The sequence below is a fragment of the Bartonella florencae genome (genome assembly GCF_000312525.1).
GTDB classification, from domain to species: Bacteria; Pseudomonadota; Alphaproteobacteria; order Rhizobiales; family Rhizobiaceae; genus Bartonella; species Bartonella florencae.
In genome coordinates this window covers 237,331-258,161 of record NZ_HE997451.1, presented here as the reverse complement: position 1 = coordinate 258,161, position 20,831 = coordinate 237,331, and the positions used below count along the sequence as shown (strand labels likewise).

General features: G+C 41.5%; 21 protein-coding genes. 19 read left to right on the top strand and 2 right to left on the bottom strand.

Going from position 1 to position 20,831, the window contains the following annotated elements:
* The 3 genes from ssb to BN202_RS01190 all read left to right on the top strand — a co-directional run.
* Positions 1-356 (top strand): single-stranded DNA-binding protein (gene ssb, locus BN202_RS01200; RefSeq protein ID WP_019218691.1); only part of this gene is annotated, 356 nt, incomplete at its 5' end.
* 54 nt (positions 357-410) lie between these two features.
* Complete coding sequence (locus BN202_RS01195) at positions 411-905, top strand: hypothetical protein (protein ID WP_019218690.1); 495 nt, start codon at positions 411-413, stop codon at positions 903-905.
* A gap of 69 nt (positions 906-974) precedes the next feature.
* Positions 975-1,232 carry an AbrB/MazE/SpoVT family DNA-binding domain-containing protein gene (locus tag BN202_RS01190; RefSeq protein WP_019218689.1) on the top strand — a complete coding sequence of 86 codons (258 nt, stop codon included), beginning with the start codon at positions 975-977 and terminating at the stop codon, positions 1,230-1,232.
* Between the two features lie 84 nt (positions 1,233-1,316).
* On the opposite strand, the gene BN202_RS01185 is transcribed toward BN202_RS01190, so the two are convergent.
* On the bottom strand, positions 1,317-2,021 hold the full coding sequence (locus BN202_RS01185; RefSeq protein ID WP_019218688.1) for a hypothetical protein: 705 nt from the start codon (positions 2,019-2,021) through the stop codon (positions 1,317-1,319).
* A gap of 67 nt (positions 2,022-2,088) precedes the next feature.
* A complete protein-coding gene (locus BN202_RS01180; protein WP_019218687.1) occupies positions 2,089-2,487 on the bottom strand; it encodes a hypothetical protein in 399 nt (132 codons plus the stop codon).
* A gap of 294 nt (positions 2,488-2,781) precedes the next feature.
* On the opposite strand from BN202_RS01180, the gene BN202_RS01175 reads away from it, so the two are divergent.
* The 16 genes from BN202_RS01175 (at position 2,782) to BN202_RS01100 (ending at position 20,823) form a co-directional block, all read left to right on the top strand.
* Positions 2,782-3,111 carry a hypothetical protein gene (locus tag BN202_RS01175; RefSeq protein WP_019218686.1) on the top strand — a complete coding sequence of 110 codons (330 nt, stop codon included), beginning with the start codon at positions 2,782-2,784 and terminating at the stop codon, positions 3,109-3,111.
* Positions 3,092-4,417, top strand: a complete 1,326-nt coding sequence (locus BN202_RS01170; protein ID WP_019218685.1) for a PBSX family phage terminase large subunit — start codon at positions 3,092-3,094, stop codon at positions 4,415-4,417. The genes BN202_RS01175 and BN202_RS01170 overlap by 20 nt, the downstream gene beginning before the upstream one ends.
* Positions 4,402-6,456, top strand: coding sequence for a portal protein (locus tag BN202_RS01165; protein WP_019218684.1), 2,055 nt, complete (start codon positions 4,402-4,404; stop codon positions 6,454-6,456). The genes BN202_RS01170 and BN202_RS01165 overlap by 16 nt, the downstream gene beginning before the upstream one ends.
* Positions 6,457-6,472: 16 nt before the next feature.
* Complete coding sequence (locus tag BN202_RS01160) at positions 6,473-7,384, top strand: hypothetical protein (protein ID WP_019218683.1); 912 nt, start codon at positions 6,473-6,475, stop codon at positions 7,382-7,384.
* A gap of 97 nt (positions 7,385-7,481) precedes the next feature.
* Complete coding sequence (locus tag BN202_RS01155) at positions 7,482-8,624, top strand: N4-gp56 family major capsid protein (RefSeq protein ID WP_019218682.1); 1,143 nt, start codon at positions 7,482-7,484, stop codon at positions 8,622-8,624.
* A 20-nt stretch (positions 8,625-8,644) separates the two neighbouring features.
* A complete protein-coding gene (locus BN202_RS01150; RefSeq protein WP_019218681.1) occupies positions 8,645-9,094 on the top strand; it encodes a hypothetical protein in 450 nt (149 codons plus the stop codon).
* A 74-nt stretch (positions 9,095-9,168) separates the two neighbouring features.
* Entirely contained in the window at positions 9,169-9,867 is a 699-nt protein-coding gene (locus BN202_RS01145; protein WP_034987041.1) for a phage adaptor protein, read from the top strand.
* Positions 9,867-11,324: a hypothetical protein gene (locus tag BN202_RS01140; RefSeq protein WP_019218679.1), complete on the top strand. Its 1,458-nt coding sequence runs from the start codon at positions 9,867-9,869 to the stop codon at positions 11,322-11,324. The genes BN202_RS01145 and BN202_RS01140 overlap by 1 nt, the downstream gene beginning before the upstream one ends.
* 41 nt (positions 11,325-11,365) lie before the next feature.
* Positions 11,366-11,749 carry a hypothetical protein gene (locus tag BN202_RS01135; RefSeq protein ID WP_034986882.1) on the top strand — a complete coding sequence of 128 codons (384 nt, stop codon included), beginning with the start codon at positions 11,366-11,368 and terminating at the stop codon, positions 11,747-11,749.
* 1 nt (position 11,750) lies between these two features.
* Positions 11,751-12,806: a tail fiber domain-containing protein gene (locus BN202_RS01130; RefSeq protein ID WP_019218677.1), complete on the top strand. Its 1,056-nt coding sequence runs from the start codon at positions 11,751-11,753 to the stop codon at positions 12,804-12,806.
* Positions 12,806-14,629, top strand: coding sequence for a hypothetical protein (locus tag BN202_RS01125; protein WP_019218676.1), 1,824 nt, complete (start codon positions 12,806-12,808; stop codon positions 14,627-14,629). Before BN202_RS01130 ends, BN202_RS01125 begins: the two co-directional genes overlap by 1 nt.
* Positions 14,622-16,832, top strand: a complete 2,211-nt coding sequence (locus BN202_RS01120; RefSeq protein ID WP_019218675.1) for a hypothetical protein — start codon at positions 14,622-14,624, stop codon at positions 16,830-16,832. Before BN202_RS01125 ends, BN202_RS01120 begins: the two co-directional genes overlap by 8 nt.
* Complete coding sequence (locus BN202_RS01115; protein WP_019218674.1) at positions 16,832-17,824, top strand: transglycosylase SLT domain-containing protein; 993 nt, start codon at positions 16,832-16,834, stop codon at positions 17,822-17,824. Before BN202_RS01120 ends, BN202_RS01115 begins: the two co-directional genes overlap by 1 nt.
* Positions 17,817-18,806: a phage tail protein gene (locus BN202_RS01110; protein ID WP_019218673.1), complete on the top strand. Its 990-nt coding sequence runs from the start codon at positions 17,817-17,819 to the stop codon at positions 18,804-18,806. Before BN202_RS01115 ends, BN202_RS01110 begins: the two co-directional genes overlap by 8 nt.
* Before the next feature lie 8 nt (positions 18,807-18,814).
* Complete coding sequence (locus tag BN202_RS01105) at positions 18,815-19,078, top strand: hypothetical protein (RefSeq protein WP_034986877.1); 264 nt, start codon at positions 18,815-18,817, stop codon at positions 19,076-19,078.
* Positions 19,079-19,095: 17 nt separating this feature from the next.
* Positions 19,096-20,823, top strand: a complete 1,728-nt coding sequence (locus tag BN202_RS01100; RefSeq protein ID WP_019218671.1) for a glycine-rich domain-containing protein — start codon at positions 19,096-19,098, stop codon at positions 20,821-20,823.
* Positions 20,824-20,831: the final 8 nt, after the last annotated feature.

The following is a 20,831-nucleotide window of genomic DNA, read 5'->3' as shown; positions in this document are numbered from 1 at the left end:
AAAGCTATACAGATAAAAACACGCACCAAAAAGTAGAAAAAACAGAATGGCATTCCGTGGTGGTTTTTAATCCACATTTGGCAAAAATTGCTCTTCAATACTTAAACAAAGGTTCAAAAGTTTATGTAGAAGGCAAATTACAAACCCGTAAATGGCAAGATAAAAACGGTATTGACCGTTACACAACAGAAATTGTCTTGCCGCAATATAAAGGTGAATTGCAGTTACTTGATGCAAAATTACTTGATGCAAAAAAAGAGCAATCCACTCCTTCATCTATCACTTCTCAAAGTTATGCTATCGCTTCAGGTGCTGATGATTATGGCATATCTGCTCATGACAGCATGCCGTTTTGATTTAAAGATATAGCAAAAAGAAAAAAATGTGAGTTTCCATAGATGAGGGGATGTATGAGAAAGCAAGATGCTTACATTTCACAAGTAACAGTACGTCAAGATCCTGTTAATCAATTGGCAATTGAAATGCGTGCTAAACGCTTTGGTTTGACGATTGAAGAGGCTAAAAATCCGCTTGCTGGTACTTATGTTGGGCGGCTGTGTTTGCAAGGCGTGCTTACTCAAGACCAGTATGATGCTGCGCAAAAATATCTTGAAGTAAAAAATGACTATTTGTGTGCAAAAGGTTTACCAAGCGCTGTTTATGATGAAATGCCATCATCTTCTGATGAGACAGCAAGAGAAAAATGGGTTGAATTTGCAACAGAGAAGTTTTCTAATATGCAAGAGGCGATAAAAGAAACACAACATCTCTATAGACAGTATAACCTTCGTGCTGCTTTACAATATCTTGTTGTAGAAGATCAAAAATTGCCACATTTTGTGAATTCTTTGCGGGTCGCTCTAAATGCTCTCCAGAAATATTTTGACCAAAAAAAGAAATGGTAAATGTTTTATGGTTCTTTTTCTATATAATATGGAAAGTTATTGAAGGATAAATTCTGGAGAGAGCATTTTATGTATATAACAAAATTACGTAAAGTTAGAGGGTTAGTTATGCTCTCTATACCGCCCACATTGCTTGATGTTCTTCATCTTTCTGAAAACACGCAAGTGGGTTTGGCTGTTGACAATGGATGCTTAATTGTAAAGCCACAGGTATCGCCAAATGATACTCTTGAAGAATTGTTAGCACAAAGTAATCCTTCAGATGATTTAGCAGATGAGGATATGGAATGGTTGGATGCTAAGCCTGTTGGCAGAGAGCTCTTGTAATGAAGAGGGGAAAAGAGAATTGCGTTATGACGATATCTATTCGGTTGCCTAGCGATCTTGAAACACGTTTGAATAATTTAGCTGCTATAATGTTTCAAAAGGTGTTGATTGTTGTTCTAATAATTCTGCTATAAATACTGCGTGAAAAAAGCTACATAATATATATACAAACATTTCAAAGCATGCGATACAAAACACAGTTTCCATAGATATGATTTTGCAAAACTGAATCCAAAGAATTAATACATGTAGTAAGAACAAATTCGGTAGCAATTGGATTCTATCTTGGATTGGTGCTATACAGACTGTAAGAGGAAGAGTAAGCACCAAAATAATTATTCCTATCAAATAAGGCGCAAAGGAGTGGGGAAAACATGTGGCAATTATATACAATGTAGACAAAATAATTATTAAAGTTGCTGCTGCTGCGAAATAGGATAATCCCACTAAGCGCAAGAGTAAAAATAAGCTGCGTTTGGCAAAGCGAAAGTAATAATCTCTTGTTTTTTCTCCGCTTTTTTTCTTAATCGCTCTATGTTTTTTAAATTCTTCTCGCTTTTCAATTATTTCATTCCATTCGCTTTTATCCTTTGCAAAGGCATAGTTAATAGTTTCTACTGTTGGTGATATTATTGTTAATAGTACGTTTCCTACTATACTTAGTATGGTGATTAGAATTTCAAATATGCCCTTTAGCAATAATCCAATACCGCAAATTAATAATATAATAATATCAATTAATATTGGGATTATTAAGATAAGGATTACAATTCCTATAATAAACCACATTTTTTCCCCTTTTTATTAATTATAAGTCACAGTATTGAAACTTTAATTTATTTTTTCTCAACCAGATTTATTCTGTTTCTTCATCATCATTATTTGTTTCTGTTGTTGCCAAAGCTTTTATTATTATCTTGGACAATTCCTCATTAATTATTTCCTCTTCAACCGCTTGAAGTTCATTAATTCTTTGATCCTTCCAATCAGACGCTGTCTGATAATTTTCAATTAAGCGATCATGTTCGAAATTTGCTATTATTCCTAGGTAATTTCTCCAAGCAAACAACAAAATTGCTACTACCAATAAAAAGTTTCTTGAAAATTCAAGATACCAAAGCACACCGAGTACTATGACCAATAAAAGAGTACCTTGGAGTTCTGTATTCCGACCATTTTCTGCTTCTTCCCACATATCGGAGATTATAGCCCATAGTATGAGTATACCCACTATTACTATGACAATGTCGCGCACTGTTCCTCCCCCTTTTTAGCAGTTCTCAGTTTTGTAATTGATTCGTTTAGATGAGGCAATTACGCGTTTTGGGCTATTAAAGATACTAGATTTAGGCAAGAAAATAAAAAATACACAATATCGTGATTTTTTTGTTGACATGGCGTGAATAATGGTGTTTTATAGCGGCGCTGTACTGGTCGAATTGCGTCCAAAATTACAGTAGATCGTTTCTCGTTAACCCCCTTTTATAATGATATGATTGTTTAGAGCCCTGCGTTTGCGGGGTTTTTTGTTATCTGGAGAAAATATTGGATGACAGCAGAAAATACAGAGTTGACTTCGCAACCAAAAAGAATGCCACCGAAAGCAGGGCAAGGGCGTGTCAAAGGGGTACCGAATAAGAATACACGTCTTCTTAAAGAGGCAATCATTAAAGCTGCTGAATTGGCAGGTAATAAGTATGGCAATGAGGGATTAGTCTCTTATTTGGAAAAACAAGCACTCAAATGCCCAGCCGCTTATTTAGCGTTGCTTGGTAAGATCTTGCCTTTGCAAGTGACAGGGGAAGATGGGGGTGCAATTAAGATCATAGGGCGTGTGGAAATAGCGCCTTTAACAATGAATGACGACAAGACAGATTAAGATTGTACCAAAGCTTATTCCACTTTTTGCAGGGGATGCTTTGGTCAGAGCGGCTTGGGGTGGACGAGGGTCTGGAAAGACAAGGTCCTTTGCTTTGATGGCTGCTTTAAAGGGCTATCAATTTGGTATGGGGGGAATATCAGGGACTATCCTTTGTGCGCGTCAGTTCCAAAATTCGCTCGCAGAAAGTTCATTGGAGGAGATTAAGCGCGCTATTGAAGCCCATGACTTTTTAAAAGATTATTACAAAGTTGGAGAGGCTTCGATTAAGTCAAATGATGGTCGTATAGCCTTTCAGTTTTGTGGACTAGACCGTAATATAGCGAGTATCAAATCCATGGGGCGTATTTTGCTCTGTTGGGTTGATGAGGCAGAGCCCGTGACAGAGACAGCTTGGCAGACACTTATACCGACATTGCGTGAAGAAGGAGAGGGGTGGCGTGCAGAATTATGGGTAACATGGAACCCGTTGCGCGATAATGCACCGGTTGAAAGGCGGTTTCGCTTTTCAGACAATGAAGCGATTAAGCGTGTTGAGATCAATTGGTCCGATAATCCGAAGTTTCCCAAGATCTTGAATGAAGCACGGCTTGATGATCTGAGAAATCGTCCAGAGACCTATAAGCATATATGGGAGGGTGCTTATCTTACAGCGGTTCAAGGTGCTTACTTTCAAAAAGAGATGTTGGAAGCCGAGCAAGAGGGGCGGATAGGGCGTGTTGCACGTGACCCTTTAATGCAGATACGCGCCTTTTGGGATATTGGGGGCACGGGCGCTAAGGCAGATGCAACGGCTATTTGGATAGCACAATTTGTTGGCAGAGAGATCAGAGTGCTAGATTATTACGAGGCACAGGGACAGCCTTTATCAGAACATATCGGTTGGTTGCGTCAAAATGGTTATGAGAAGGCACTGATGGTTCTCCCCCATGATGGTGCAACCAGAGATCGTGTGCACAATGTGAGTTTTGAGAGTGCTCTTAATGATGCGGGTTTTGAAACGCAAGTCATTCCCAATCAAGGGGCTGGTGCAGTCAAAATGCGGATAGAGGCAGTGCGCCGTATCTTGCCTTCAGTTTGGTTCAATGAGGAGACGACGGTAGCGGGTCGTAAGGCACTGAGCTGGTATCACGAGAAATGGGATGAGAAGCGCGGCATTGGTTTGGGTGCAGAGCATGATTGGTCCAGTCATGGGGCAGATGCTTTTGGGCTGATGTGCATTGTTTATGAAGCACCACGTATTAAACCGCAACAAGAACGTTATCGCACTATGGAAAGAGAAGCGGCATCATGGATGGCATTCTAAGTCATAACTCTAAACAAACGACAGATTTTGATGAATATGAACTCTATAGGCGCTTAAAATCTTGGTATGTTGAAGATATTGAACACGTTAATGAATGGCGTGAACAGGCGCGTGAAGATTTTAATTTTTATAATGGTCGTCAATGGGCAGAGGAAGATCTTGCGGTTTTAAAGGCGCAGCGGCGCCCCGTCATGACTTTTAACCGCATTGCACCCCTTGTGAATGCAATTGTTGGGGCAGAGCGTAATAACAAGCGTGAAGTGCAGTTTCAACCACGGCAAGTAGGAGCCGCAATATCCAATGAATTGCTTACTGGAGCAGCAGAATGGTTTCGTGATGAGGCAGAGGCGGAATATGCCGATTCCGATGCTTTTCAGGATATGGTCATTTGTGGCATGGGCTGGACAGATACCAGACTTGATTATGAAACAGATCCTGAAGGAACCCCCGCTGTCCAGCGTTTAGATCCCTTAAAAATGGTATGGGATGCCAATGCTGTGCGACCCAATCTCATTGATGCGCAGCGTCTGTGGTATGTTGATCGTAAACCCATTGAAGATGCAAAAAATCTTTTTCCTGATGTGGCAGTTGAAGATCTTCATGCCGATTGGGCAATCGATAGTACAACCGCTTGTGAGGAGTATCATGTATCACTTGATGCCTATCATGAGGATTCCAATACTGCTTCATCATCAGAGTCACTTTCTGGAAAACGGTATGTTACACTTGTTGAATGTCGTTGGTTTGAATACGAAGCTTATTTCAAGGCGCCTGATCTTCAAACGGGACAGATGCGCAGTTATAGCACACAAGAGTTCGAACAGCTTCAAAGGGTTGTACCACAACTACAAGGAGTGTCTTTTCATAAAAAAGTGGTAAGACGCGCTTTTCTAGGACGGCGTCTTTTGGCAAAGCCCGATAAACCGTTAGCACCTGATGGGCAGCTTGGTTGGGAATGTATCACAGGCACGTTGGATAAACTTAAGAACCAGTTTTACGGGATTGTTCGCCCCGCAAAAGATCCACAAAAATGGTCGAATAAATATTTTAGTCAGGTCATGTATATTTTGAATAGTCAAGCCAAAGGTGGCTTGATGGCAGAACGAGGTGCGTTTGATGATGAGCGCCAAGCCCTAGAAAATTGGGCACGAACCGATACGATTACTTGGGTTAAAAACGGGGCGCTTACAGGAGGAAAAATCCAGCCAAAGCCAAGTGCACAATTTCCTCAAGGCTTCTTTCAGTTGTTTAATGAATCGCGTGAAGCGATAACGCATGTCACAGGATTATCGGCAGAGTTTATTGGCACAAGAGAGGTTAATCAAGCCAATGTGCTGGAAAATACACGCCGGCAATCAACGCTTAATTTGCTTGCGGGGCTGTTTGATAATCTTAAGCTTTATCGGTGCCGACAGGGAAAGATTATCCTTTATCTCATCCAGAATTATCTCTCTGATGGGCGTTTGGTACGGATTTCTGGATCAGAAAATGCGCAGTATGTGCCCTTAACACGTGAAGCTGTAACGACGCTTGAATACGACATTATTGTTGATGATTCACCGACAAGCCCCAATGAAAAAGAAAGAACTTTTGCGGCGATTACACAAATGTTGCCGTTGCTTGGTGGTTTCTTAACACCAGAGATGATTCCAGATCTTTTAAAGCTTTCACCACTACCGGCAACATTGGTGGCAAGTTTAACGGCAAAGGCGCAGCAAGCACAACAAGAACAACAGCAACAGCAGATGATGCAACAAAGCCAAGGAGCACAATTAACGCCAGAGCAACAAGCAAAGATTGCCGCTTTACAACAGGAAGCACAAGCAAAGGGAACACTCTATCAACTCGATGCGCAACAAAAACAAGCAGCGTTGCAGCAGAAAAATATTGAGCTTTTCTTGAAACAAGAACAAGCGCGCATGCAGCTTGAACTAGAAAAAGAGAAGAATGAGATAGCGCAGCGTGACCTAGAGCGAAAGGCGTATCGAGCGCAGTTGGAACAGTATCGAGCAACAACCGAAAGAGCGCGAATCTACTAAAGGAGCAAAAGAGAATATGGAAGAAGAGTTTACACCTGAAGAGCAAGCAATCTATGATGAACATTTTGCCAGTGATAATGCTGTTGAATTGATTGAGCCAGAGCAAGTTGAAGAGGTGTTTGAATCAGAGGAAAGTTCTGAACAGCCACCTGTAGAAGCTCTTCAGGAGCAGCCAAGTTCTGATGCAATAGAATCTGATAAATTAGAGCAAGAGCGGCAAGCACGCCAAAAGGCAGAACAAAGCGCCATTGAAGCGCGTGAATTGGCTATTGAACTTGCGCAAAAATATGCTGCAATGCAAGAAGAAATCACGCGCCACCGTGATGAAAATGTTCCCTCTCTAGAAGACGACCCAAAAGCACATGTTGCATGGCTTAGTCATAAGGTACAGGAACAACAGAAATTGCTTGATGAGTTTTCTCATATGAGAGAGAGCCAAGAGCGCATGAGTCAAGAGGAATATGAACGCCAAAAGTTAGGGGATTATTTTGAGCAAGCCAAAGCGCAGGTACAAGATAAATATCCAGATTTAGATAGTATCACGGACTATCTCTATGAAAGAGCAGACAATGTTCTACAAGCGCAAGCAAGCCTTTATCCGCAATGGAAAGACCCTGTAGCACGGCAACAGCAAATTGGTGCTGAATTGCGCCAAATATGCCAGCAGTGTCAGAAAGCCGGTATAAATCCAATTGAGGTTTTGGTGCAAAAAGCAAAAGCTTTTGGCTATAGTGGAACGCCAGTTAAGGACGAAGTAGGAGCCCTTCAAGAGCGCTCTCAAGCAGCGCGAACACTCACAGCACGAGGTGGGCAAGTTCCAACAGGCGGTATGGATGTGAGAACGCTTTTTTCCATGCCGGAAGCAGAATTTGCAGCATGGGTTGAGAAAAATCCCAAAAAATTTGAACAAATTATGAGTAGAGCATGAAGATGTGCGCAATGGCGCGACAGAGAGAACCAAGTGATTGTTATCGTTTGGGGGAGCCGCAAGGCGAGTTTTAAAACCAAGAAAGGCATTGATTGAAATGGCAGTAACAGAAGTAAAGCTCAATGACCCATTAGCCGTTGGCGTTTGGGCTAAGATGCTAAACACAGAGACCTCAAAAGCGTTGCCCATTGCACCGCTGATGGGGGAGAGCAAAAACAGCATTATCCAAGTGTTGGATGTGTTAGGGAAATCCGCTGGTGACTCCGTTACGAGTGGATTACGCGTCCAACTTATGGGGGATGGCGTTAGCGAAGGACAAACGCTGGAAGGCAATGAAGAAGCCCTCCAATTTATGAATGAAAAGGTGCTCATCAACGAGCTTACTCATGCTGTGCGCATCAAATATGAAGGCTCTATTGATCAACAACGTGTTCCCTTTAATTTGCGTAAGGAAGCAAAAGATGGGTTGGTTGATTGGTATGCAGACCGTTTAAGCTTAATGTTCTTCATTCAGGCAGCAGGTTATAGCGCACCATGGATTCACTTTGAAGGACGCACCATAACGCTTAAACCGGTGCATTATGGCTTTAATGCACCCTTAGAACCAAGCAAATTGCGTGTTATTCGTGCCAATAAGAAAAAAACAGATGAAGAGCTTACAAAAGAGGATGTTTTTACCTTAGATCTTATAGATAAAGCTGTTGAACGCGCAAAACTTGCAAATCCACGTTTGCGTCCGGTTCGTGTTGATGGAAAATCGGCTTATGTGATGTATCTCCACCCAACACAAGTAACCCAATTGCGTACCAATACCAAGAGCGGGCAATGGTTAGACATTACCAAGGCAGCTTATGATGGCTCTGGAGCTAAGAACCCAATTTTTAATGGTTCTTTGGGGATGTATAACGGTGTCATTTTGCGTGAAGCTGAACATGTCCCCAATGGTGTTAATTCAAAGACAGGGGAGCCTGTTCCCTCTGTTCGTCGTGCTGTTTTGCTTGGTGCGCAAAGTATCATCATGGCTTATGGGCGCGTTGGCAATGGAGAAACAGGAGGAAATGGAAAAGGGGGAACACGCTATAAACTTGTTGAAGAATTGTTTGATTATCAACGTGAATTTGGTTTGGCTGCAAAGACCATTATCGGTATGAAAAAGTCACGCTATACCTTGCCGCACTCTGATCAAGGGGGACAAGATTTTGGCACGATTGTTATCCCTTCTTTTGCCGAAGCAAGCTAAATTATTAAAGGATGACAATTATGGCAGAAAAATCGCTAATTACACAGCAACCTGATGAAACTGTTGAACCTGTTGAGACTATTGGCATGACCGATGAGGGATTGCCACCTATTTTACAAGGACGCAACAATTGTACGCAGCAGGTTAGTTTTTTACGCTCGCGTATTAAATGTACAGATCAAGGGTTGATAACGAAAATTGGTGTTCTCCCCCGAGGGGCTTTTATAAAAAGCATTACAGCTTATACTATGGAGGATTTTGAAGATGTAACAGCTACATTTGGAAAAGAGCCTCATGGTAATGATTATGGAGATGTGGGTCTTACGCAATCTACCGATGGCAATCTTTACCTCCCTATGGAGATACGGGATGTTCCATTAGAAGCTGAAAATACAATTTATATGACACGAGACAAGAAAAGCACCAAAGGTGATGCTGAGGTGATTGTTGAGTTTTACACCAATCGTTAAAGGCGCAAGGGGGCGTATTGCTTGCGTCCCCCCCTCCCACACAAGATGCCCCAAGACATTTGGAAGAAAGTAATATGACGATAATAGTACAGACAGGTGGTCCGATTGGAGACAAACAGACCATTGTTCCTCATGACAAAAATTTCATTCAGATGGTGAATGATATTCAGGATGAAATAGATGATCAAACAGATGAATATATTGATCAAGTCCAAAAGGCGATATTTTCAGCTATTCGGTTTTGTGAACGATTGCCTTTTTATTTTAATGAAAGTCGTGAAGTTGTTTTGAACACTCTCAAAGGGAAAAGTCGTTATGGAGCCGATGAAAATCCAATTATTCCGACTGCTGTTCGCATTGTTGATGCTTACATTTATGAGGATAATCACAGCAAATCAAAGCTTTTGCATACAGATCCACTCGTGATTGAGAACCTTGAGGATGACTCTTATCATGGTATGCCCACGCGATACAGTTATTTTGAACAGAAGCTTATTTTGTATCCAACTCCAGACCGTATCTATTCTATTAGGCTACTTCTTGATCCTATCAGAATAAAAGATATTGAAAGTGCACAAGAAGCTTCAATATGGTTTTTGGAAGCCTATGAACTGATCAAAACACGTGCAAAATATGAAATTTATACGAACATTATTAAAGAACCACAGATGGCTGCGGCAGCTTTTGCTATGTTTCAAGAGCAACTCGATGCGCTTCAAATCGAAACTTCACGGCGCAAGAATTTATTGAAAATTCAACATACGGATTTCTGATGACTTTTATTCCTATTGCTGAATTTAGACCAGATGTTGCATTTATTAATAGCGGTTATTCTCGTGAGATCGTCAACGTTTTACCTGCACCCAATTCCTATATTCCAGTTCCCAAAGTTGCACCGGTTTCAAAAGCTTTTCCGGATGTCATTTTAGGGGTCTATGCAGTACGGTCATTGAGTGGTGTGCGCATTATTGTAGGGACATCAACAAAACTTTACGAATATGATAACAGCACGCGTGGGTGGAAAGATGTTAGCAAACTTGGGGAACAATACCATGCCAATGAAACGGCACCTTGGTCTTTTGCTGTCTTTGGCGATTACATCATTGCCGTTAATAACAATGACACACCGCAAATACTGGCATTAAAGACAGCAGAAAGATTTGACGATTTGAGGGGTAATCCCCCGCGTGCTGGACTTGTTCGTATTTGGGGAGATTTTGTCTGTTTGATGAAATTAACAGATAAGCCAAATCGTGTTCACTGGTCAGGTCTCAATGATGCGACACATTGGAAGGTTGGTGAGAAAAGTTGCGATTATCAGGATTTTCCAGATGGTGAATATATACAAGGAGCAACACAAGCAACCAACCCACTGATTTTTATGCGTTCTGCCATTTATCATGCAACCTTTGTTCCAGGGTCTAAAATAATATTTAGTTTTGTAAAAATAAAAGACAAAATAGGAGCAAAAAGCAGCACGGCAATTGCAAGTCGTGGTGACTATACTTTTTTTGTTTCTGATGATGGGTTTTATCAAATCAACAATGCAGGTGAGATGTTACCTATTGGTTTTGGCAAAGTCGATAAAACTATTTTTACGCTTTACAATAACTTTGCCATTGATGAGATGAAAGCTTGTATTGATCCGGTCTATTCACGTGTTTATTTTTCTATAAATGACGATATTATGGGGATGAATATCTATGTTTATGATTGGCTCCTGCAAATATGGAGCGTCATTAAAGGCGAGACACTTCTCTTATTTTCCCTCTTTGCGGCAGGTTATACATTAGAAGGCTTAGACGAAGTACAGGCATGCTTAAAAGATTTACACGCTTCTCTTGATAGTAAAATGTGGCAAAATGGGGCGCCAATGTTGGGAGCGTTTACAGAAGACAATAGGTTTGGTTTTTTTGCTGGTTCTCCTATGGAGGCTGTCATTGCTTCACAAACTGTAGGCGATACAGGCAGACAGATTAATCTTATGAGTGAGGCTTTTGTTCAAGCAGATACGACAAATGGTCTTTTAAGCGTTGGGGCTGCTTTTATCATTGATGATAGAAATCAATTAAATTGGGCAAAAGAACGTTATGCTGGCTATAGCAGCGGGATGTACAATATTCGCTCACGAGCACGTTATCATGCTTTGCGACTGAGAATACCAGAAAGCACACCATGGACTCATATAACAGGCTTTGATGTGACACTAAAACCTGCAGGTATAAGATGAATTTTAGAATTTATAACACGCAAAAATGGAGTGCTGAACAAATGGCGCCCTATTTGGATAAGGTTATAAAATCAATATCTTATTTTCATAAAAAATTCCCTGATGATTATACGCCACAGATTATTTTAAATGATATTTTGAAGGGAGATAAGCTTCTCTGGATTATTGTGGATGAACAGGAAAACTTTGTGGCACATGTCACAACAGAATTACAGAAACTTGTCACTGGAGTTTTGCGGGCGGTTATTGTTACGCTTGGGGGAAAAGGAGGAGCGCTCTTAACGAAGCTTATTCCCCAAATTGAAGCGTATTACAAAGAAAAAGGGGCAAAAGAACTTATCATTATCGGTCGGCGTGGGTGGGAAAAATCCCTTAAATCGCATGGCTATTTTGTTAATCTTTTAGAATATAGAAAGCAGCTTTAATATGGGAAAAAGTTCAAAACCAATTCAGACGACGCAAAATACCACGCAAACAAATGCCCCGCCTGCATGGGCAAAGGGCATTTTTGAACGTGCAGCTCAAGATGCCATGAATTTTTATAATCAAGGCAGTGGAAAAGCCGTTTATGATGGTGAACGTGTAGCAGCTTTAAGTGATCAAACAAAAAATGCGATTAATGGGCTTACCAATAATACGCATAACTATGATAACAATTACTTAAATGGATTAGCTACAGGGCAAAATTCAACCAGCCAAAATTTAAAAAACATGGCTTCTGGGCAGCAGATAGGCAACAATCCTTATTTTAATGAAGCACTTCAAAACGCATTAAACAAGGCAACAAACTCTATTAATAGTTCATTGGCGGGTGCAGGGCGTTATGGTTCGGGTGCACATACCGGCGTTTTGGCAGATGAATTGGGGGGCATAGCAACACAAGCTTTATCACAGCAATATAACCAAGATGTCAACAACATGATGAATGCCAATGGTCTCATTGATCAAGCAAATCAAAATCAGTTGGCGGGCGCCAATAACTTCTTTCAAGGTCAAGGTCAGGCAAATATCAATGCATTGGCTGGGGGTGGTTTGCTTGATGCCAATCATCAACAACAATTAGACGAAGAGCGACAAAAATGGGAACAGCAGAATAATCTTGATTGGGATCAGTTAAGTAAGTTGCTTGCAGCTGGTACAGCTTCTGCTGGAAATTACGGAATGCAAACGGGACAACAGACCCTGTTTACTCCGCAACCAAAACCTAATCCATGGCAAATTATTGGGAATGTTGGAACCATACTGGGTACTTTTGCTGGGCTTAGCGATAGACGGGCAAAGGAAAACATCACAGAAGCTGGGCAGAAAAATGGCTATAAACTCTATGAATACAACTATAAGGGCTACCCAGAGCGCTATCGCGGGGTGATGGCACAAGATGTTTTGAAGACAAATCCTAAAGCTGTTTTTTTGCATAATACCACAGGATTTTTGCATGTTGATTATGGCAAGCTTGGATTTGAAATGGAAAGGGTGAAGTGATGGAACAAAACAGCTTTAATACTTTATCACTATTTATGAATCCAAAAGTTTTGCGTCCTTTAATACATCAGGGTCTTTTTCAGTTACCTAAATATTTTTTTCAAAAACATTCCACGCCTCCAAGCACACCGTTGGAAGGGCGATACAAGCCCAGTTTTTTGGAACGCGCTGCTTTTAGCACAAATCCTTTTGATGCGAACGATGAGTTTAATAAGCCAGAAAAAGTCGATTTTAGTGGGCTTATTCGTGGCTCTCAAACAGGAGGAGAAGTTGGGAAAAAAACGCCAGCAGAATTGATTATGTCTACGGATGATTTAAAACACCAAATGCTTCCCTTGCCGGATGTTTCAAAGGATACTGTTAAGATACAAGAGGCGCCAGAGAGAGGAAAGTATGAATTTTTAGAGCAGGGAGGTGTTGCATCAATGATTCCTCAAACTTCACTTGTTGGGAACATTGATCAGTCTAGTGGAGATGAAGCTGGGCGACAGCAAAAAAATGTGAAGGATTATATTACAGAGATCAACAACAGATCTATGGTAGAAAATCCGCAGGAGAGCAGCCCTGTCAATGAAGAAAAACTTTTTCATATGCCTATTCAAGAAGAAGAACATTTAAAAGCAAATGCTAAGCCCGAACAGGCAACCGATTATGTAAACGCAGTTGGAAATTTTATCCATAAAGATGCAGACCCAAGTAGCTTATGGGAGCGTTTTAGAAAATCAGAATTTTCCGAGCATTTAATGGATTTTTTTGCGGGGCTTGCATTAGGAAAAACACCACAAGAAAGTTTTTCAAATGCATCTATCCTTATGCGGCAGGGCAACAAGGAACGCGCACAACATAGACAAACTTTGCAATTTTTACGCTCTAAAGGATATAGCGATGAAGATGCGCAAGCACTCACACAATATCCAGATCTTGCCATGAAAATCATAGGCAGCGCGTTAAGCCCTCGAGAAGGCTATAGAACATTGACATCAGAAGAAAAGGCAGAGCAGGGATTGCCTGAGGATATGGCTTTCCAAATTTCAACAAGTACAGGGAAAATTATACCTGTCCAAGGGGGACAACGTTCCACTGCTTCTGGATTAGGGGGGAATACCGATGGCATGCTGTCAAAGCCTGAATCAGGTTATATGTATGTTAAGGATGAAAAAGCACTTGGTGGCATACGTGCGGTGCCAATTGCAGGCAGTGGTGCAGAACATAAATTAATTCAAGAACAGAAGGAGGAGGAGCGTAAAAACCAACAAACACAAATGCAAATTCTGGAAACAGCAGACAGGTCAAATCGTATACTCTCGGCATCTAAAGAATTGCTAAAAATTGTTGAGGAACACCCGCATGTTGTTGGTTTTACTGGTCCTATAGAATCGTTCCTTCCTAATTCTAAGGCAAAAGATTTCGGGCATATGCTCGATTCATTAAAGGCGAATATTGGGATTGATGCCTTGAGAAAAGCAAAAGCATTCTCACCAAATGGCGCATCTGGCTTTGGAAACTTGTCTAATATGGAATTGCAAACCTTGCAAAACTCTGTAGCAGCACTCTATCAAGATCTTTCTGCAGAGCAAATGAAGAAATCTTTAAAAACAGTTATTGATACTTTCAACAAATCCAATGCAGCAACGCGCGCAATTCTTTTTGGTGGTGCAGAGGCAACAAGCGAACTTGTCCGAGAGGCTTATGGGGAAGATGCTTATAAGAGAAATAATGCACAGTCAAATGATTCACTAGAAAAACAGATAGAAGCATTACCGGAAGGTGTATTGTTTATTGATAGTGATGGACGCATTAAGGAGAAACAAACCAATGGCTGAAGTAATTCCTCCTCTTATTAATCGTAAAAACACAAGAGTCATAGGGCATGTGAGTGATTATACACCAGAACAGCTGCAAGAGCTTTTCTCGAAGAATAAGGAAAGGCTAAGTGGTTCTGTTACAGGTAACAATGGTGCAACAGAAGAAGATGGTCCACATCCAAGTGCAGCGGGTGCTTTTGGATGGGGAGCTCTTCACGGGTTAACCATGGGGTATGATGATGAACTAGCGGGAATATTAGAAGCAGGACCTATTGATTATTGGATGGGAGATAAAGATGCGGTCAAAAAGTATAATGAAGTAACCAAACGATGGCGTGATTATCAAAGAGCAGCGAACCGAGATCATTTTTATTTATCTCTTGCTGGGAATTTAACGGGTGCTGCGGCACCCATAATTGCTTCTGCGCTCTTTCCTCCTGCGGGAGGAGCTACTGCGGCGACGGCGGCTCGTGCGGCAATTGGAGCTGATGTTGTGCTGGGAGGTAGAGCTGGTGTTGCAGGAGCACAAATAACCAGTAAAGCTTTAGCAGCAGGAGAAAGGGCGGCACAATCTGCTTTAGCAGAGGGTGCAGAACGAACAGCGGCAAAGGCGGCAGGTGAAGCAGCAATGAAAGTCGCTGCAAGCAAAGAGGCGGCAAAATTTAGCTTGGGGCGTGCAGCAAAAACCGGAGCCATTTATGGGGGGATAGCGGGTAGTGGTGAGGGGGAGGGGCTTGGAGATACTTTAGTGTCTGCTGGATTTGGTGCAGGGCTAGGTGCTGCAACGCCATTTGTTGCAAGTGGTGTATCAAAAGTAACACCTTTTATGATAAAATCACTTAAAGCAGCATTGAGAGGACCTATAAGTCCAGCTGAAATGGCGGCAAAAGCAGCGCAAATGCCAGAAAAAGAGGCATTTCAAATAAGCGATAGAGCGCTTAGAGATGTAAGTCGTACTTTAGGGGACGAAGGTGTTGATAAGCTTGAGAGAGCATTAAAACAGCGTGGTCCTGATTCAATGATTATTGATCTTCATGATGGTCTTGCTACGAGAGCTTTTAAGGCAGCAAAAAAAGATCACGATACCTATTCACTCATAAGTAATCGTTTGAATGAAAGACAAGATGCGAGTGCACTGCGGGTAAAGGATGCGTTGACAGATGTGATGGGTCCAAAAGTAGATACGCTCAATTTAAAGCAAGAGATTATCAAACAAGCACAGAAAAAGGCTGAACCATTTTATGAGAGTGCGAAAGCTTCTCCTATTTCTAATGCTGTTCGTGAAGATTTATCGCGGTTGCAAGAAACCCCCGCATTCCAAAAAGCCTATAAAAAAGCAATTGCACAAATGCCAAATGAAGCAGATGCAACAGTTATAGGGAGCAATGGATATCCAAAGCTGAATATGCGAATTTTACATAAGATGAAAGAGGTTTTGGATGATCAAATTAATTCTGCACGTATCAAAGGAAAATGGGGATATGCTCGAGATTTGACTGATTTCAAACAACGCATTCTGGACGTTTTGGATACATCATCTCCAGAATATATTAAGGCACGGAAAATTTATTATGACGAGCGTACTATCGGTAATGCCCTCGAGCAGGGAGAGCAAGCGCTGAAGAAGAGCGTTAATCTCGATACAATCAAAAGTCAACTTTCGGATTTGGGGGTGATGGAAAAAGAGGCTTTTCAAAAAGGTTTGCGCTCACAAATAGAAGATGCCGCAGGTAATGCACAGAATTTTGACCACAGTCTTTTGAGTTTGTTTGACACAAAAAATGGTCAAGAAAAATTACAGCATATTTTTGGTGAGGATAAAGCAAAACAGCTTATGAAAGTGTTGCGACCAGAAGTGGAAAGAACAAAGCTTTTTGCACGATTGCCAAACCATATAGGTGAAGTGGAAGAAAGGGGGGCACAACAGACTATGGGTATAGGAAAAATTGCTTTCATCAAGGCAGTTGTAAAAAATTTCTTAGGGAAATTTGGACGCAAATTCTCAAGCGTCCATAAAGATACTGAGAGAGATATTGTAGCGCTTATAACAGCGCGGGAAAAAGGAGATTTTGGGTTAGCAAGGGAAAAAGCTGTTGAATTAATTAAGAAGTTTCATGAAGCAGAAAAGAAACGCTTAATAACCAAAGAAGACCACACAAAATTCTTCAATTTTATTGGCATTCTTTTGAATAGCAGTGCTGATAGAACGGTTATAAACTAATGATCAATTTTCATCCCAATGTAAAGCATGCCATCTCACAGGCAGCACAAAAATATGGTTTGCCAGAAAGCTTTCTTGAACGTGTCGCTATGATAGAAAGTAATGGTAATCCAAATGCAAGAAATAAGAACAGCAGTGCAGGGGGGCTGTATCAATTTCTCGATTCAACAGCAAAGCACTATCAACTCAATAACAAGTTTGATCCCTTTCAAGCAACCGATGCTATGGCACGATTGACCAAAGACAATACGCGTTATTTAGCCACAGCATTAGGCAGAGAGCCATCAGAAGCAGAACTTTATTTGGCACATCAACAAGGACCAGCAGGGGCTGTAAAGCTGATCAAAAATCCAAATATGCCAGCAAGCCATCTTTTAGGGAGCCAAGCAGTCACACTCAATGGTGGCGATATGGAAGCTACAGCAAGGGATTTTATGAATCATGTTTATGGGCTTTACAATAAAACGGGAGATGCTTTGAAGAGAACGATACAGCAAAACCAAAGCAATGGACAAGCAGCACCAAACGAGATGGGTCCTTTGCGTGGGTTTGAGAGGCTTCAAAAGACACTTCAAGGTCATCAAGTGGGGCAAGGTGATCAAGGAGGCAACCAATTAATGGCATATGACACGCCATTTCCAAACAGAATGATGGCACCTGAAAGCGGAGACAATTTAACAGGACGGGTTATGGAAACCACACCATTGCAAGGGCAAGGTATTGATGCAGGTGCTCTTAAAAAGGGCTTTTCTGGTTTGCTTCATTTAATGAGAGAGAATGGAGAACGACAAAAACAGCAGGCACAGATGGTACAGCAACAAATGTTACAGCAACCAGTCATGGCGGGTTTCTCACAATCGACGGGGCGCCCGACAGATTTAACAGCTCTTATTGATCCCTCTAGGCGGCAATCTGTTGGCTCCTATGGGCGGCAAAAAGAAGAGCAATTGCGCGAAGAGCTATTAAGAAGAACGGGGGCTTATAATGTCTGATATTTATGATTGGTCGTTGATAGCTGATAAAAATGCACATTCAGATAGCATTATTAATTGGGCAGAAGGACAACCCCCCAGTTCTGTCAATGATAGTGCGCGGGTCATGATGCAGCGTGTACGTGAATATCTTGCAGATAATGGTGGTTCTCTTGATGCAAACTTTATGGTGAATGGACAAGATAAAACAACAACCATAACGTTAACGACGGTTTCACCTATAGCAAAATATAAAAATGATATCATTCTACGTTTTAAGGCGCGTGGTGTAAATGTGGGAGCTACAACAATCAATGTTAATAATATCGGAGCAAAGCCACTCTATAAAGCCACGAACTTGGGTATTGTACCATTAGAGGGAGGTGAATTACAAACAGGCGGTATTTATGCAATAGTCTATAATAGTGATACATCAAGAAAAGAATATGATGGCTGGTATCTTTTAAATCCTACCCCCATTCCACCACCCCCACCACCAAAGATAGAAACCTTCCCTTCAGGGTTTATTGCCACTTTTGCTATGCAAGAACTGCCAAGTGGTTGGCTTTTATGTGATGGAGCTACTTATGAACGCGAAGATTATCCGCAATTATTCAAGGCGATAGGGGATAAATGGGGAAAAGACAGTGATACAACCTTTAAAGTTCCAGATTTTAGAGGCATGTTTTTACGCGGCTTTGATGATGGTCGTGGTTTAGACAGAAGTAGAAAATTTGCCGATATACAGCAAGATTGCCTCAAATCGCATACACATGTTGCCACCATTGAAGAAGCAGGGAAGCATGCACATAGCTTTAACTATAATGGAGTTGGATGGAGTGCCAATGATATAGGTAGAAGAAATCCCTCTTATCATTATGCAGTCATCGGGGGGACAACAGAATCTGCTGGTGCGCACACGCACAGGGTAACCATATCTTCAACAGGTGAGGCAGAAACACGCCCTGTTAATATAACGGTTGTTTATGCTATAAAAACATGAGTTTTCCAATGATCAATCATTTATCCGCTATTGATGATATTGCGGACGCGGAACAAATCCGCGTCCTTTTTTATGCAAGCAATCGAATAGTTCATGCACCTTTAAATAAGGTTCTTGATCTTATCAAAAACGATCTACAGCATGATCTTTTAAGCGCTTTGACACAGTATCAAGAAACAACAGAACAACGTCTTGAGATTATGCAAAAAACCATTGATGAATTGCGCATACAGTATCTCACTCTTCACACACAATCTCAAGAAACGAACTGACTAAGGAATAAAATGCGATGCCATTACCCTATCACACGCATATCTTTAAGCTTGAACCAGCAACAAAAGAAGAAGTCAAAGAGGGTGTTCTAGATAGCAAGGCTCTTGCACCCGTTTCAGTGGGGAGTGCAGCGGCTTATAAAGTAGAATATTTTGCAACTGCTGCTCAAGGAAAAAAAGCTGATGATGCGGTAGCTAAAAGAGATATTGGTACACTTGCCTATAAAGATAAGGTCACAATTTACGATATTGAAGCAAGTGGTGAAGCCTGTGAAAATGCGATTTTATCAGGTAGTGGTTGGATACAAATATCGCCGTTAGGAATTGGCGATATGAAGGCTACGACATATGACCCCGACGATGTGAGAGCAAATGCATTTTCTATGGAAAATATGAGTGAGGGTCCTACAAAAAAGATTTTGACAACAGAGGAAAGATCAAAGTTACAGTGGCTAAGCCCTAGCCAACCCACAATAGAAAAGTGGCATAAGGGAATTGAAGGCGTTTATTATCCTATATCTCCGGCAGATCTCAAAAATACCATTAGCTATTTCGTAGCATCAAAATCTTTTGGTATGTCAAGATTAGTCTATGATCCAGATCAAATAGAAAAAGATGCATTTGATATGGAGAATATGAAAGAGGGAATCGAGCATCTTATCTTAACCCCTCAAGAGCGTGCACAGATTACAAAAATTAATAAAGTTGAAGACGATGTAGAACAAGGGATTCATGTTGCAAGTGAAGCAAAAAATGTTGCAGATGTTGCATTAAATACAGCGAAAGATGCAAAAACAACGGCTGATGTAGTACACAAAACAGCAGATCAGGCACAAGCTGAGGCAAGTGTTGCACAAAAAAGTGCTGCGGACGCAAAAGCTATTGCTACTAAGGCACAAACAACAGCCGATAAAGCCCAAGACACAGCACGCAATGTGCAGAAAAAAGTTGATCTCATTCAACCTCTTGAAAAACAAGACTGGATTGATGGCACAAAAACAATAGATGCACTTATCTCACCAGCCGACCTCATGGCTTCAATTAAAGCAAATTGCAACAACAGCAGTGGTGGTGGCGGTAATAACGGCAGTTGGGGGAGAAAACCTATTGAAATCCTCATGACAGAAAGTGGTGATATCCCTTGGCCAGAAGGTATCACCGATCAGACAGATATTGAAATATGGGCTTGGGGTGGAGGAGGTGGAGGCGTTAAAGATGGCGGCGGCGGTGGCGGTCAATGCGTGCATGTTAACATGAAAGGATCTGATTTAGATAAATTAAAAACCGTTTACATTGGTCGTGGTGGTAAAGGCAATGATAGCAATATTTTGTGCAATGGTGGCAGAACAATTATCAAAGGGCTTCTTTCTGCAGAAGGAGGGTATTCCGTCTCCATGTCTTTAGTTAACTTTGGAGGAAAAGGCGGAGATGGAGGAGGAAACAGAGAGGGTATCAGTGGTGAAAGCTTTATTTTCTCTGGTGGGAATGGAGGAGGAAGTGGACGCGACGGAAAGAGAGCTGGTACCGGTGGAAGTTCATTTCTTGGAGGCGGTGGAGGCGGTGGTGGTCAATGCAAGGGTTCTATCATGGGGCAGGGTGGTGAAAGTTATAAAGGCGGTAATGGGGGGAGAGGTGGTAAAGAATGTGGTGGCGGTGGCGGTGGATATTTCGACGGGAAACACGGAGGCGACAAAGTCGGCGGCGATGGTGGAGATGGTGCAGTACTCATAAAGGTATATTTGTAAGGTGAATT

What these genes read in the sequence shown, in the direction of transcription:
- BN202_RS01120 (WP_019218675.1), top strand. Translation starts at nt 14,622, where the DNA reads ATGGCTGAAGTAATTCCTCCTCTTATTAATCGTAAAAACACAAGAGTC.
- BN202_RS01170 (WP_019218685.1), top strand. Translation starts at nt 3,092, where the DNA reads ATGACGACAAGACAGATTAAGATTGTACCAAAGCTTATTCCACTTTTT.
- BN202_RS01130 (WP_019218677.1), top strand. Translation starts at nt 11,751, where the DNA reads ATGGGAAAAAGTTCAAAACCAATTCAGACGACGCAAAATACCACGCAA.
- BN202_RS01185 (WP_019218688.1), bottom strand. Translation starts at nt 2,021, where the DNA reads ATGTGGTTTATTATAGGAATTGTAATCCTTATCTTAATAATCCCAATA.
- BN202_RS01100 (WP_019218671.1), top strand. Translation starts at nt 19,096, where the DNA reads ATGCCATTACCCTATCACACGCATATCTTTAAGCTTGAACCAGCAACA.
- BN202_RS01145 (WP_034987041.1), top strand. Translation starts at nt 9,169, where the DNA reads ATGACGATAATAGTACAGACAGGTGGTCCGATTGGAGACAAACAGACC.
- BN202_RS01110 (WP_019218673.1), top strand. Translation starts at nt 17,817, where the DNA reads ATGTCTGATATTTATGATTGGTCGTTGATAGCTGATAAAAATGCACAT.
- BN202_RS01150 (WP_019218681.1), top strand. Translation starts at nt 8,645, where the DNA reads ATGGCAGAAAAATCGCTAATTACACAGCAACCTGATGAAACTGTTGAA.
- BN202_RS01135 (WP_034986882.1), top strand. Translation starts at nt 11,366, where the DNA reads ATGGCGCCCTATTTGGATAAGGTTATAAAATCAATATCTTATTTTCAT.
- BN202_RS01160 (WP_019218683.1), top strand. Translation starts at nt 6,473, where the DNA reads ATGGAAGAAGAGTTTACACCTGAAGAGCAAGCAATCTATGATGAACAT.
- BN202_RS01165 (WP_019218684.1), top strand. Translation starts at nt 4,402, where the DNA reads ATGGATGGCATTCTAAGTCATAACTCTAAACAAACGACAGATTTTGAT.
- BN202_RS01155 (WP_019218682.1), top strand. Translation starts at nt 7,482, where the DNA reads ATGGCAGTAACAGAAGTAAAGCTCAATGACCCATTAGCCGTTGGCGTT.
- BN202_RS01140 (WP_019218679.1), top strand. Translation starts at nt 9,867, where the DNA reads ATGACTTTTATTCCTATTGCTGAATTTAGACCAGATGTTGCATTTATT.
- BN202_RS01175 (WP_019218686.1), top strand. Translation starts at nt 2,782, where the DNA reads ATGACAGCAGAAAATACAGAGTTGACTTCGCAACCAAAAAGAATGCCA.
- BN202_RS01115 (WP_019218674.1), top strand. Translation starts at nt 16,832, where the DNA reads ATGATCAATTTTCATCCCAATGTAAAGCATGCCATCTCACAGGCAGCA.
- BN202_RS01125 (WP_019218676.1), top strand. Translation starts at nt 12,806, where the DNA reads ATGGAACAAAACAGCTTTAATACTTTATCACTATTTATGAATCCAAAA.
- BN202_RS01195 (WP_019218690.1), top strand. Translation starts at nt 411, where the DNA reads ATGAGAAAGCAAGATGCTTACATTTCACAAGTAACAGTACGTCAAGAT.
- BN202_RS01105 (WP_034986877.1), top strand. Translation starts at nt 18,815, where the DNA reads ATGATCAATCATTTATCCGCTATTGATGATATTGCGGACGCGGAACAA.
- BN202_RS01190 (WP_019218689.1), top strand. Translation starts at nt 975, where the DNA reads ATGTATATAACAAAATTACGTAAAGTTAGAGGGTTAGTTATGCTCTCT.